The 13,798-nt window shown below is 39.3% G+C and carries 10 protein-coding genes; 4 read left to right on the top strand and 6 right to left on the bottom strand.

Going from position 1 to position 13,798, the window contains the following annotated elements; genetic code table 11:
* Positions 1 to 39: 39 nt before the first annotated feature.
* Together ORI98_RS06670 and ORI98_RS06665 are read right to left on the bottom strand one after the other, a co-directional pair.
* Positions 40 to 3,732 (bottom strand): two-component regulator propeller domain-containing protein, encoded by a 3,693-nt coding sequence (locus ORI98_RS06670; protein ID WP_306134714.1) that lies wholly within the window; start codon positions 3,730 to 3,732, stop codon positions 40 to 42.
* 151 nt (positions 3,733 to 3,883) lie between these two features.
* Positions 3,884 to 5,242: a YjiH family protein gene (locus ORI98_RS06665; RefSeq protein ID WP_306134713.1), complete on the bottom strand. Its 1,359-nt coding sequence runs from the start codon at positions 5,240 to 5,242 to the stop codon at positions 3,884 to 3,886.
* Between the two features lie 476 nt (positions 5,243 to 5,718).
* On the opposite strand from ORI98_RS06665, the gene ORI98_RS06660 reads away from it, so the two are divergent.
* On the top strand, positions 5,719 to 6,405 hold the full coding sequence (locus tag ORI98_RS06660; RefSeq protein ID WP_306134712.1) for a hypothetical protein: 687 nt from the start codon (positions 5,719 to 5,721) through the stop codon (positions 6,403 to 6,405).
* Between the two features lie 198 nt (positions 6,406 to 6,603).
* Here the strand turns inward: ORI98_RS06660 and ORI98_RS06655 are convergent, their stop codons facing one another.
* Both ORI98_RS06655 and ORI98_RS06650 read right to left on the bottom strand, forming a co-directional pair.
* Positions 6,604 to 7,488, bottom strand: a complete 885-nt coding sequence (locus ORI98_RS06655; protein ID WP_306134711.1) for a U32 family peptidase — start codon at positions 7,486 to 7,488, stop codon at positions 6,604 to 6,606.
* A gap of 9 nt (positions 7,489 to 7,497) precedes the next feature.
* A complete protein-coding gene (locus tag ORI98_RS06650) occupies positions 7,498 to 8,511 on the bottom strand; it encodes a peptidase U32 family protein (RefSeq protein WP_261297297.1) in 1,014 nt (337 codons plus the stop codon).
* A gap of 140 nt (positions 8,512 to 8,651) precedes the next feature.
* Between ORI98_RS06650 and ORI98_RS06645 the strand changes: the two genes are divergently transcribed.
* A complete protein-coding gene (locus ORI98_RS06645) occupies positions 8,652 to 9,146 on the top strand; it encodes an SCP2 domain-containing protein (protein WP_261297296.1) in 495 nt (164 codons plus the stop codon).
* A 325-nt stretch (positions 9,147 to 9,471) separates the two neighbouring features.
* On the opposite strand, the gene ORI98_RS06640 is transcribed toward ORI98_RS06645, so the two are convergent.
* Positions 9,472 to 9,723 (bottom strand): YfhL family 4Fe-4S dicluster ferredoxin, encoded by a 252-nt coding sequence (locus ORI98_RS06640; RefSeq protein WP_188840596.1) that lies wholly within the window; start codon positions 9,721 to 9,723, stop codon positions 9,472 to 9,474.
* Positions 9,724 to 9,726: 3 nt separating this feature from the next.
* On the bottom strand, positions 9,727 to 11,094 hold the full coding sequence (gene yegQ / locus ORI98_RS06635) for a tRNA 5-hydroxyuridine modification protein YegQ (protein ID WP_306134710.1): 1,368 nt from the start codon (positions 11,092 to 11,094) through the stop codon (positions 9,727 to 9,729).
* Positions 11,095 to 11,381: 287 nt separating this feature from the next.
* Between yegQ and ORI98_RS06630 the strand changes: the two genes are divergently transcribed.
* Both ORI98_RS06630 and ORI98_RS06625 read left to right on the top strand, forming a co-directional pair.
* A complete protein-coding gene (locus ORI98_RS06630) occupies positions 11,382 to 12,224 on the top strand; it encodes an HDOD domain-containing protein (RefSeq protein ID WP_306134709.1) in 843 nt (280 codons plus the stop codon).
* 65 nt (positions 12,225 to 12,289) lie between these two features.
* Complete coding sequence (locus tag ORI98_RS06625; RefSeq protein WP_306134708.1) at positions 12,290 to 13,780, top strand: bifunctional diguanylate cyclase/phosphodiesterase; 1,491 nt, start codon at positions 12,290 to 12,292, stop codon at positions 13,778 to 13,780.
* Positions 13,781 to 13,798: the final 18 nt, after the last annotated feature.

The raw sequence follows: 13,798 nt of genomic DNA, 5'->3' as shown, positions 1-13,798 counted from the left end.
CATACGTTACCTTTGTCGATAAAACAGTAATCATTTTTACTAATGGTTGATTATTTCTTCCGGGAGTTCGATACAAAATCTTGCTCCTTGGTTAGGTTCAGTGTTTAAAGTCACTTTACCTTTGAGTACTTGAGTCACTAAATTATAGAGAATGTTCATTCCCAAACCACTGCCACCTTGGCCACGCTTTGTGGTAAAAAATGGGGTGAATATTTGTGCTTTTATATCGGCGGACATACCGCAACCATCATCTGAATAAATAATTTTTAAGCCTTCACTTTCACGGGTTACGCTTAAAAAAAGTTCACCCACTTTACCATCGGGATAAGCATGAATAATCGAATTATTAAATAGATTACTGATGATTTGGTAAAATACACCAGGTTGGCTATGGAGAAAAATATCATCTGGACAATCATATCGATAATGGTGTTTGGTACGAGACAGTAACGGGTTAAGGGCGATAAATATTTCATCCAAGTACTGTTTTAAATTGAAGTCTCTGACATCTTCGTTAGATTGATCAACAGACACTTCTTTAAAGCTTTTTATTAATTTTGCCGCCCTATTAAGGTTTGATAATACCAGCTTAGTGCAATCAGCGACTTCAGTCTGATATAGTTCAAAATCTTCATGTGAGACATCTCCAGCTTGATAGCGCTCATTAAATTCAACGACCCTGTCTGCTAGATGTGAGGTGGCTGTCACGCTGATCCCTATCGGTGTATTCACTTCGTGGGTGATACTGGCAACCAGTCCACCTAAGGTGGCCATTTTTTCTTTATCTATAAGCTCATTTTGTGTCAGTTTTAGCTCTTCTGTTCGCGATTTTACGCTATCTTCAAGTTCAGAATTAAGCCGTGTGAGTGCTTGCTCTGTTTCTTTTAACGATTGAATATTCTTAATTGTGCCTGTTATTCGGTTGGCGCGGCCTTGATTATCTCGGTCGATCACTTGGCCCCTATTTAGCACCCAAACCCATAGGTCGTCTGCTGTTTTTGCACGATATGTTAACTCGAACTTATTGACCTGCTGTTTAAAGCAAGGGGTCATATTATCTATGACGCTTTGTAAATCTTCTGGGTGAACACATTTTTCCAGGGTATCCATGAGGTCTATTTCTGGTTGAGGATATTGTAAAAACGTATTACTTCTATGGGCGCTTTTATTACGAATGTCCCAGTCCCAAAACTCATCGCCACTACCCCATAATGCTAACTGTAAGCGTTGTTCACTTTTAGACACTTGTTCCATCATGGCCACTTTTAAGCGATATTTTCGTGTTTGAAGCCAGATAAATAGAGCGACAATAGTGATAAAAAATAGCCCATAAATTAGATAAGCCCACCAGGTTTGCCATGGTGCAGGTGCGATGAAAATGTCTAATGTTCTTATAGGGCTATATTGATTATTATGATTTTTAGCTCTTACTTGAAACTGATAGGTACCCGGGACTAATCCAGAAAAGTGCGCAACACGGCTACCTAAATCATCAAACCATTGTTGATGTAATCCTTGCATGCGATATTCATAACTCATTTGTTGTGCTTGATGTAAGTTATTACTGTGAAATCGAAAAGAAAATAATGCATCTTGATAGTTAAGTTGAATGGATTTGGCGTAGCTAATATCAAAGGGTTGGTTAAAGCGATGGTCATCTTGTATTCGCTGCAACTTATTTAACAAGTAAAACTCATCAATTATTGGTTTTTTAGGTACAGGTGTCACAGGTAAGTCAAATGGATAAATCATATTAAATCCATTAATCCCGCCTAAGTAAACGCGGTTGTCGTCATCAACAAAACCTGCATTAAAGTTAAATTCATTGTCTTGAAGCCCATCTATAAGGGTGTAATTACGGATGCTATTGTCTTGAGTATTAATAACGCTGAGGCCTTCAGAAGTACCAATCCAAAGTTGATCTAAACTATCTTTAACCATGAGGTAGGCAATGTTATCGATCAGACCATGCTGTTTATCAAATAATTTAACCGCTTGGGTTTTAGGGTTGAATGAAAAAACGCCATCGCTAGAAGAAATCCATAATTGTTCATCAATCCAATACGCATTGAATAAATGCTTGCTAGGAAAATGTTTAATCGTGCTAGGTGAGAGTTGGGTAAACTTACCTTCAACGGACATATGAATTAGGCCGGCGCCGTAGGTTAATATCCAATAACCACCCTGTGGGGCAGACAATACATTACTGATTTCTTTACTTTGTAGGCTGTTTGGATTGTCAGGATCATGCGTCCAAGAGGTAAATCCCTGTTGTTCTGATACAAACAGATTCACACCCGCATCCTTGGTCGCAATCCAAGCCTGTTGTTGCTGATCAAAAAAAAGGCTATAAAGAACATTACTTGAGATAGCTTGCTGATTATGACTGTCTGCCAAATATTGGGTTATTTTTTGTGTGTCGAGATGCAATATGTATAAACCATTACCGCGAGTACCAATCCATAGTTGTCGTTTATTGTCTTGTTTAATAAAACTGATAAAGCTTTTAGAATCAAATTGTGGATGAGTAAAAAGTGTAAATCTGGTTATGTTTTGGTTTTCATCTTCACCGGCAATAAATAATCCCTGTGCGGTACCAATCCAAAGGGTGTCCTGTTTATCTCGATAAATCGTTCGTATATCTGTGTCAGTCAAATTACTGGTCATAAATGAATGTTCATTGATGGTATGGAATGCTTGGCTATTGAGATCGGCTTTACTGAGTCCAGCGCCGCGTGTGCCGATCCATAATTGACGTTCATCATCCATCCATAGCCGAGTGATTAACTCGCTACTGACACTGTGAATGTTATTTGGTGAGTGATAAAAATGCTCAAATTGGTGTGATGATGGAGAGTAAGATGCAAGACCTGCTTGTTTAAAGCCAATCCAAAGTTTTCCGTCAATATCTAACAATAAATCACTAATACTATTATGCTGTAAGTTGTCAGCAAAAAAGGATTGATGTGAGGTAATGACAGGGCTCTGTAATCCAACAGATAGATCAAGATGGAGCAATTCCGCCTCATCCGTCGCTAGCCAAATACTATTGTTATCGCCATTGGCAATGCTGAGTATTTTTTTGTCGAATAAAAAGGGAGTTGTAAACGCACTAAAACTTTGTTCTTCGGGTAAATACAGTTGCAGTCCTCGTTCGTGATATAGCCAAAGTCTTGAATACTTATCAAGAAATAATCCCGAGACGTTGTCATCAAGTAAGCCTTTAGTTCCCGCTTTGATATGCTCTATAAGTACATTTTCGGATGGCGAGAAGATATACACTCCATTATTGGTGGCGAGCCAAAGATTACCTTGGTTGTCTTCATTTATGTCGTTAATACCACTTGTGGGTAAACCGAGTTCAGGTGAATTGTAATATTGAAAATGCTTGGTTTTTGGTTCGAATTTGTTAAGGCCATCATTAATGGTTGCTAACCATAACTCACCTTTTTTGCTATAAAATAAATGGCTTATGTGATTTCCTGATGGGCCATTATCATCTTCTTTAAGGTAGATTTTGATGTCTTTGCCATTGTATCGGTTTAATCCTGCTTGTGTGGCTATCCACAGGTAACCATCTTTATCGGTAACAACATCATTGACCGTATTCATCGATAAGCCATGTTCAGCTTCAATCGTGTCAAATTTCACCATAGCTTGTACGGCTGTAGTGAATCCGAAAATAAACAAAATTAAGCCATAAGAACAGACTGACAAACTAGCTTTTATCACACAAATGATCCTTACACTTTTACTATTTTAATTGTCTTTTTGAGTGTTAAGTTTAAGTGTAGATCTAAATTGATGAAATGCTAATCAGTGCTGATTCTAAATACAAAAAAGGAACCATTTAGGTTCCTTTTTCGTTTTTAATATTAAAATTTTACAAAATGAGATGACCCATTAAGGCTATAATAGGCAACGTCACTACGGTACGTAGAATGAAAATCACAAATAACTCTAAAAAGTTAACTGGAATTTTACTGCCAATTAGCAATGCACCCACTTCGCTCATATAAATGAGCTGCGTGACAGATAGCGCTGCAATAACAAAGCGTGTGAGATCTGACTCAATTGAGCTAGCTAAAATTGAAGGAATAAACATATCAGCAAAACCAACAACAATCGTTTTCGACGCTGCAGTGGCTTCTGGAATTTGTAATAGTTCTAGTAACGGAATGAAGGGCATGCCCAAGTAGTTAAATATTGGCGTATATTCAGCGAGAATTAGCGCCATTGTGCCAATCGCCATCACCACTGGAATAATACCGAATATCATATCGATGACATTTTTTAAACCATCGATAAAAACTTTCTTAACGCTGGTGGCTTGTGATGCACGGCTTAGCGCTTGATGGTATCCCCATGAAAACACCCCATGTCCTTGAGGGATCATTTCATCATCTGGGTGGCGCGGTGTGTTATCAATATAGTGGTCTTTTTTCCACGATAATGGTGGCAATTTGGGGACAATTATCGCAGCCATGATACCAGCAAAACAGACTGTTAGATAAAAAGGCACAAATAGGTGCTCTAACCTTACCTGTGAAATGACGACCAAACTAAAGGTGATTGATACAGCTGAAAATGTGGTGCCAATAACCGCGGCTTCACGTTGGGTGTAAAAACGAGTCTCATATTGTTGGCTGGTCATCAAAATGCCGACACTGCCATCACCAAGCCAAGATGCGATACAATCAATTGCACTACGACCCGGCAAATTAAAGATAGGGCGCATGATTTTAGTTAGCATGGTGCCAAAAAACTCAAGCAAACCGAAATTCAATAATAGTGGTAATAGCATACCGGCAAAGATAAATACTGAAAATAATACTGGAAGCAAGTCGTTATAGACCAAGCTGCCAGTATTCTCTGAAATAATCATTTCAGGGCCAATATTAAAGCAAGTCAGTGTGATAAATATGGCTCCGACGACGCGCATTAATAACCAAAAACCAGAAACATTCAGTAACGCTGTTAGAAAGTGGCTTTTACGAATAAAAGCGGGGCGGATGATGGCGGCTAATACTGAAATGATTGCCATAAAAATGACAATGCCCGTAACAATAAGTTGGATTGAGCCACCCATTGCCGATTGCAATGCTTTAGAAACGATAGCAATAGGAATGGTTAATCCTTTATCAGTCGTTACCGGCGTGATGAAAAGTAAAAGACCAATTAAAGACGGGATAATAAAAGTCAGTATCGTTTTTAAGTTATGTATTGGTTTTTGTTGGTTCACGGTTTCTGTACCTTAAAATCTACCCATTTTGGCAGCAAATAAATTATCTAATCCGTCCATGAGGCGCTTGCTGAAAGTTCGTCATGATTTTGTGCGGCAAGGTTACCGCCAATTTCAGTCTAAGTAAAACGAATCACATAAATGCATAGTTATCACTTATTTTTGATTAACTATATTGTAAAGCAAAAAGTGGCATTTGTAATGATAAATTAATATGTAATCAATGTGTTAAGCTTGTGTTTTTTCGCTTGATCGTAGTTGTTATATCAAGGTGTTTACACTTGAAGCTGCCATAGTTGACTGTCTATGCATTTTTTTGTCATTTTTACAGTAACAATGAGGTTAAAATAGTTAATAAATATGCCTTTTACATCCATATGGAACCGATATAGATCAACATTCTGTCGTAGAGAGCGCAGTTTTTTATTTATATGTGGCATAAACTAGCTTTGAGTAACTAATAATAAATTGGTGTTATGACAAACAAAGATAAAATTAAACAACTCTCGATACGTTTTGGTTTATTGGGGTGTTTTGGCCTTTTCTTGGGGTTAGCCATTTCGATAGTCATTGAATCAACAAATGCTAGTGTTGATGGTTTTTTGCTGTTTAAAAAAAGTATCAGTGAATTGGGATATTATGGTCATTCACAGTCAGCACTCCTGCTAAACGGTGGACTATTTTTTGGTAGTTTATGTATCGCTTTGGCTAATTTATTTGCTGTGCAAGTGACAGAAGGGTGGCTTAAATATCCTTTTTGGTTCAGTTTTTCAGCAAGCTTTCTTGCTTTGGCTGCAACCGGTCTATTTCCTTTAAACGTATATCATTTACACCTCCATGGTTTAAGCTACTTATTCATTTTCGTGTGTTTTTCCAGCATTGCCTTTATGGCTTACGCTATTCAGATAGGGTGGCGGGAGGTTAAGCTGCCATTATTGCTTGCTACTATTTGTTTGTGCCTTAATTTAAGTGTGTTTATTTTACCTTATGCAGGATTCATTTTTGCGCCATTTTTAACTGCTACGTACATGGACATTATTGCTTCTTCGGCAACATTATCCCCTAAACCCGATTTATGGTGGCAGGCATTTACACAATGGGGTAGCGACATCACTTTGGTGTTATGGGTATTATCCTTGCTGTCTTGGCTAAAAAAATCATAACGCTATAAATAGTGCCAACTTAGGTGAAAATGAATGTTAAATAGTCGTTTTCACCGTTACTTTTATTTTTTACTAAATAAAAGCAAGTTGTTGGCCATTTACGCTTAAATTCGCCTCGTTAACCGCGCAAAGTATCAATTTGGCGGTAAACTCTTCAATTCTCATTATTTTTACCTATTAACCTAAGTTTAGGTAAAATTAAATAGTCACATTGTCTTGCAGGTTCATTCCTGGTTCACCATACCAATAGCCATTACAATCATTGGCAGGGCGTTCAATATTGATACCTGTTAAGTTTATTTCATCAAGGTTAGATAGTTGTTTGATTAGTGCTATATCTTCAAATCCTGATGGTGATATTCTAAAATAATTGATTCCTATAGCTGACATATCGGTCATTTGGTTAATCAAATTCACTTTGGCTGCCGACTGAGTTTGTATTCCGTTGAGCCTCAGTAATGGTTGCGATTCTTGAGTTTGGGTTAGTATGCCCTTGGGATATTGTTGGCAAATAATTTGACAATCTAACTTCGGCTTTTGATGGTGTTTGGCTGTAAAACATCGGGCTGAGTGTGCCAAAGGGATATAACCATAACCGAGCACTTCAGTTTCAAACGTGTTTGAGCTTTCAGCCAACACTTGCTGCAACCAATATTTTGATAATTCATAAGGCATTATAAATCTGGTCATGCCAATTTTTTGCATGATATCAAGACTGGCACGATTGTAGAGATTCAAGGTGGGGCCGGCTACGAATGGTATTGCAGCTTCCTGAGCGAGGTTCACCGCAGCCATATCATTAGCTTCAATCGCAAATTCAGCATTATCAATGATACGTTTTAGCTCAACTAATTCTGATGCCGACTCAATTAAGGTTAAAGTCGACAGAATCACCTTTTTACCTTTGTTGTTTAATAAGCTCGCTAATTCAAGATAATCTTTATATTTTAATTCGCGGCGGCGACTGCAAATCACTTCACCTAAGTACACCGTATCTATTGCCGTGTCTGCCACGGCTTCATAGTATTCAAACGTTACTGTTTTATTCCAGCAGTATGTGAGTGGTCCGAGGGATAAATTCATATCAAATACCTATTGCCATTGGCGTTCGTAAGCACCTAAAGTCGTGACTTGGCCTTCAGATACTTTATCTAAAGCTGAATGCCATTGAGGTTTTTTTTGCAGCGTATCGGCGAACGTTTCAGGAGACTGCAGATAGCAATCTATGGCTTGTCGCCATACCTGAGTGACCTGAGTTACATAAGCTGGACTTCGCTGGCGCCCTTCAATTTTGAGCGAACGAATACCTGCCTGAGCCAGTTCAGGAATTAGGCTCATAGTATTTAAACTGGTCGGTGATTCGAGCATGTATTCTGGTGCCATTTCATCGTGGGTTTGATAACGACCCTTGCATACAACGGGATAGCCTAATTGCTCACTTTGGCTAGATTTATCAATTAGCACTTCATTTAATCGGGTTAATTTATCCGTGCCAACATCTTGCCAACGAACATGATTAGCGGGCGAGCATGAACCTCCGGTATTGGGTGATTGTCCGGTAACGTAACTCGATAATTGACAACGCCCCTCAGCCATAATACACAAACTACCAAAGGCAAAAACCTCTAAATCAACTGGACTGACTTTAGCTAAATCTTTTACCTGTTTAACCGAAAGCACTCTGGGTAATACCGCTCGTTCAATATTAAACTGCTGCTTATAAAAGGATAATGCTGCCACGTTGGTCGCACTTGCTTGAACCGATAAATGCAATGCTAATCCCGGATAGGTTCGGCTGGCGTAATCTAAAAGCGATATATCTGCACAAATCACAGCATCTAGATGCAACTCAGCAGCTAAATCGATAGCTTGTTGCCAACGACTTTCATGACCAGGTTTTGCAAAGGTATTTAGCGTTAGAAAGAGTTTACGGTTTTGCTGTTTAGCTAATTGGCTTGCTTGTTTTATTTGAGCCGCAGAAAAATTAAGACCAGCAAAAGATCGGGCATTAGTGTCATCTTTTAGTCCCAAATATACCGCATCGGCTCCGGCATTGAATGCCGCTTTGAGGGAGGCTAAATTGCCCGCAGGGCACAACAACTCCATTGGATTATCCTAGTGTTTTTTAGAGTAGGAGAGTGTAAAAGTGATTCAATCGCCATGATTTGATTTAGGACAGGTTTATGTTGATAAAAGATCGCTAAACTTGCGCGATTAAATGAATCAACTGTTCAAGGACAAATTAAGTGAGTGGAATTTCTCAACAACTTGCATCGCGTGTTTTAGATTTAGCCCCCCGGGTGAGTAAAAAGTCATTAGCTTTAGTACCTGACAAACTAAAGTTAGATCTATTATCCAAGCTTCTGAATTTAATGTTGAAGCCGCAAATTGAGCAGGCTGAACTTGATTTTTTGAAGGGCAAATGGGCTGCCATTTCTGTGGCAGATATTGGATTACAATTTCAATTGAGTTTTGATGGCCAATTAATTTTATGTCATCAACAACAAGCCGATGTGACTTTTACCGCGAATGTCCCCGAATTGCTTTTGGTCGCCGCAGGTAAAGAGGATCCTGATACATTGTTTTTTCAGCGAAAGTTATTGATTGATGGCGACACAGAGTTAGGGCTGGAAGTTAAAAATTTACTTTTGGGGATTGAGCTTGACTCATTACCTAAGGGGGCTAAGTTAGCGATAGAGAAGCTAGCGGTGACTCTGCAGACATTGCAACAATACCAATAAGCACAGGTTATCTCTTTTAGCCCCCCTATGTTACTGAATAGCCAGCTGGCTTACGACTGCTGGTTGCAGGATGTCTATCACCAAAGACGCTGATATCGTGAGCCATTACCCTTTCATAACTGTTTCTTAGAAAGCGCGCAATTCTCACTCCCATGACCTGATTACGAGTGGAATAGTTATGGTTTACTGGAACGCAGCTGTTTGATACTTTTTTGGCTGCATAAACTGAATTTAGTTAATTGTACTTAGCGCTGAAGATTGATATCCATTAACCGCATATAAAAATGGCGCTTTCTAAGCGCCGTTTTTGTATCATTATTTTATGCTAAATTTTTCCAGTAATGATGCCGTATTTCACCATTAATGCATCCTGTGATTCCACATGAGCAGGATCGGGGTCGATACAGTCAATTGGGCATACAGATACACAGGTGGGTTTGTCATAATGTCCTACACATTCAGTACACAAATCGGGATCGATTTCATAGATCTCTTCACCCATAGTGATAGCTGAGTTAGGACACTCAGGTTCACACATATCACAGTTAATACAGCTATCATCAATGAGTAAAGCCATGGTTTAAATTGCCTGATGAGGATTACGCGTATCCTGACCTTGTGGAAGATTACGCATCAAAATTGCTTTATCTGTGTTGACTTCAGCTGGCAGTTCTAGGAACACAAAATGTCCTGACCCTAATCCAGCCTCAACACTTTCACCTTTGCGATTAATTAACTGTTTAATCGTTAGGTTAAAATTACCCTGTGGCGTCATGACTTCTACGCTGTCGCCAACAATAAACTTATTCTTAACGTCAATTTCAGCCAAACCAGCAGCATTTCGTTTACCGGTAAATTCACCAACAAATTGCTGAGTGTCACTAATGGAATAACCATAATCGTAGTTTTGATATTCATCATGTACATGACGACGCAAAAAACCTTCAGTATAGCCGCGATGAGCTAACCCTTCTAAATTGTGCATTAACGTGCGATTAAAATCTTTACCTGCAGCAGCATCTTCAATGGCCTGGCGATAAAGTTGCGCAGTACGTGCTACGTAGTAAAACGATTTAGTACGGCCTTCAATTTTTAATGAATCAATACCCATTTTAGTCAAGCGATCAACATGCTGAATCGCACGTAAATCTTTTGAGTTCATAATGTAGGTACCATGCTCATCTTCAAATGCTGGCATGTATTCGCCAGGTCGGCCAGGCTCCTGTAACAGCACTATTTCACTTGATGGTGCGCCAGCACCTAAAGTGGGTGGTGTTTCAATTTGAACGGCAGGATTGACAGCAATAATATCGCCTGTTTCAGTTTGTTTTGCTTCATGAACATCGTATTTCCAACGACAAGCATTGGTGCAAGTTCCCTGGTTTGGATCGCGTTTGTTCATGTAACCTGATAATAAGCAGCGGCCAGAATAAGCCATACACAATGCACCATGAACAAACACTTCTAGCTCAATATCAGGGCAACGTTGACGAATTTCTTCAATTTCATCTAAGGATAACTCGCGTGATAGGATCACGCGTTTAATGCCCTGTTGTTGCCAAAATTTTACTGATGCCCAGTTAATGGCATTGGCTTGAACGGAAAGGTGTACCACTTGATCCGGGAATGCTTCACGCACCATCATAATTAAACCTGGATCAGACATGATCAATGCATCGGGCTGCATTGCAACCACGGGCTCCATGTCTTTTAAGTAGGTTTTTAATTTGGCGTTATGAGGCGCAATATTGCTGACTACATAGAGCTTTTTGCCTAAATCATGCGCTTCTTGAATGCCGTTGGCTAAGTTTTCCATTTTGAAGTCATTATTTCTGACTCGCAAACTGTAGCGAGGTTGGCCTGCATATACAGCGTCAGCACCATAAGCAAAGGCATAACGCATGTTTTTTAGGGTTCCAGCAGGAGACAATAGCTCTGGTTTAAACATAATTACTCTCAATCTAACGATAAAATAAAGCGCGCAGGTTGCGGGGGCGCGATCGTACTGAAGTTATAATAGCAGAGCAAGTAAGACCTTTCTTTTTGTGAGGTGAATCTCTTTTTGATTTTTTAACTTGGTATTGCTGTCTATTTATAGCGGAGATCCGGAGTAATTAACCGTGCTTTTGTAATATGTTTTGAAATTATGCTGATTTTCTTCTGCTTAGCTCGCATAACGTGCTTTATTCAGTATACAATTCTATCATTATGTTTTTCACTTTTGATGGAGACAGCATGTCTACAGAACATCAACTATTGGTCAGCTTATTAAAAAAACTAAAGGCCGATGCCCTTGTATTACCGACATTGCCTGAAGTGGCGATGCGAGTACAAGAAGTGGTTTCGCGCCCTGACTCTAGTTTGAAACAAGTGGGTGACATTATTGGCCAAGATGCGGCAATTTCTGCGCGAATTATTAAAGTCGCCAATAGCGCACTATACTCAAGAGGCAATAAAGCTGAGAATATTTCAGCGGCAGTAAATCGTATTGGTTTAGTGCAAATTAAAAGTATTACGACCTCTGTAGCAATGGAGCAGTTATTTATTTCTACCAATGAAATGGTGTGGGAAGTGATGGATGAAGTATGGCAAACATCCATTGAAGTAACGGCGTCTGCTTGTGCCATGTTAGAAATTTACAACAAGCGAAACCCAAGTAAAAAATTAGATCGCGAAACTTTAACGTTAGCTGGTTTAGTGCATAACATTGGCGCGCTACCAGTATTATCTGAAGCTGAGGTGCATCCGGAACTGTTCACCAGCATAGATCAACTTCGCGGTTTAGTGCGAAAAATGCAAGGTCCTATTGGTCGTGCGGTATTAAAAAGTTGGGATTTTGCTGCAGAAGTAACCGAAGTTGTTGAGCGTTGGGCTGATTTCCATTATTTACCAGAACAGGTTACCTATTTAGATTTTATCCGTGCAGCGGCGTTTTACACTGGTGAGTTACGTGCAGGTGAAGAATTAGCACAGCGCCTTGATGTTTTTGTTGGACGCGGATTACCTGTAACACCAGAAGATTTAGGCAGTGATGTATTTACTGATTTATATCATTCGATTAAGGAAAGCTACCAATAAGTGTTATTAAGCTTGATAGTGATACTTATTTTTCCGAAAGGCCAAACTGTGAATAGGCACTTTTAATGACGCAGACAATGTATTTGTTTTGTGTGACGATTTTAGCCATATTCCTCGGTGTCATGTTGATTGCCGCTGGGGTTTATTGCTGGCGCCAAAAACGCTATTTACAGCAGCTAACACATATCTTAGAGCGTCAAATACAAACAATATCACCCGTCGACTTTGGTTCTATCCCCCAAGTATTTACCCCTTTTATCACCGCTTTAATCAATTTACAAAAATCCATTCCCTTTAATGTTGAACGCGATAAGTTAACTGGATTATCCAATCGGGTTGGTTTTAAACGTAAAATATTAAGTCGAATGCCTATCCAACATGGGATGATTTTATTAATTGATATTAAGCAGTTTCGTTTTGTAAATGATCTTTTCGGCTTCGTATTTGGTGACGCGTTATTAAAAGCGTTTTCACAGCGGGTTAATTCGTTATCGAGAAAAGCTCAGTTTGTTGCCAGAATGAATGGTAATGAGTTTTTGTTATTTTTTCCTGAAGTAATCGATCATGAGCAGCTGCTTGCAATAAAGGATGAATTACAGCAACCGTTCGAAATAGAACAACAACCCATCAGTGTGACGGTACAATTAGGTGCATTAACGTTAACTGAGCATCATGCAGACGTGAGTATTATGCTGCGCAGATTAGATTTAGCATTGAAAAAAGCGAAATCAGATCAAAAAGGTATCGCTTACTACGACAAAGATGATGATAAAAAGCAATATCGCGAACTGCTAATTATTAACAGCCTGCCAAAAGGCTTAAAACAAGATCAATTGTTTATGGTATATCAGCCCAAGCTGGATATAAAAAGCGGAAAGTGTGTTGAGGTGGAAGCATTGATCCGTTGGCATCATGAGGGGTTAGGCGAAATATCTCCGGATGAATTTATCCCTTTGGCTGAACATACCGGTATGATCAGTTTAATCAGTGGTTGGGTGTTAGAAAAAGTCATTTCTCAGCAGGCAAAATGGCGTGAACAAGGTATTTATGTCAAGGTTGCAGTTAATCTTTCAAGTGATGATCTGCATGGTAAGCCCATAGTCGCCGATATTTCTAATCTATTAACACGCTATTTAGTTCCCGCTGAATGTTTAATGATTGAAATTACTGAAAGTGCATTAATGGCCTCCTATGAACAGGTCATCAATACTATAGAGCAATTACAAATGCTTGGGGTAAAAGTGGCCATTGATGACTTTGGTACCGGGCACTCTTCACTTGCTTATTTGCGTCACTTACCAGTAAACGAAGTGAAGATTGATAAAGCCTTTTTACAGGGATTCCAGCAAGAAAAACAAGCACAAAGTATTGTGAAAATGACCATTGTTTTAGCCAAAGAGTTAGGCTTTGATGTGACAGTAGAGGGGGTAGAAACCCTCAGTACGTTACAAATCCTCGCTGAATTTGGTGCTGACAGAATTCAAGGGGAGTATTTTTCAAAACCCTGCGATGCAACTGAGTTCGCTCAGGTCTACCCCAAATTATCTCAGGGATAAACGGTGTCATTGTTGCTG

Source organism: Shewanella sp. ULN5, from assembly GCF_030731885.1.
Lineage (GTDB): Bacteria > Pseudomonadota > Gammaproteobacteria > Enterobacterales > Shewanellaceae > Shewanella > Shewanella holmiensis.
This window is presented reverse-complemented; position numbering and strand designations above follow the sequence as displayed.

What these genes read in the sequence shown, in the direction of transcription:
- ORI98_RS06660 (WP_306134712.1), top strand. Translation starts at nt 5,719, where the DNA reads ATGACAAACAAAGATAAAATTAAACAACTCTCGATACGTTTTGGTTTA.
- ORI98_RS06655 (WP_306134711.1), bottom strand. Translation starts at nt 7,488, where the DNA reads ATGAATTTATCCCTCGGACCACTCACATACTGCTGGAATAAAACAGTA.
- ORI98_RS06650 (WP_261297297.1), bottom strand. Translation starts at nt 8,511, where the DNA reads ATGGAGTTGTTGTGCCCTGCGGGCAATTTAGCCTCCCTCAAAGCGGCA.
- ORI98_RS06640 (WP_188840596.1), bottom strand. Translation starts at nt 9,723, where the DNA reads ATGGCTTTACTCATTGATGATAGCTGTATTAACTGTGATATGTGTGAA.
- yegQ (WP_306134710.1), bottom strand. Translation starts at nt 11,094, where the DNA reads ATGTTTAAACCAGAGCTATTGTCTCCTGCTGGAACCCTAAAAAACATG.
- ORI98_RS06630 (WP_306134709.1), top strand. Translation starts at nt 11,382, where the DNA reads ATGTCTACAGAACATCAACTATTGGTCAGCTTATTAAAAAAACTAAAG.
- ORI98_RS06625 (WP_306134708.1), top strand. Translation starts at nt 12,290, where the DNA reads ATGACGCAGACAATGTATTTGTTTTGTGTGACGATTTTAGCCATATTC.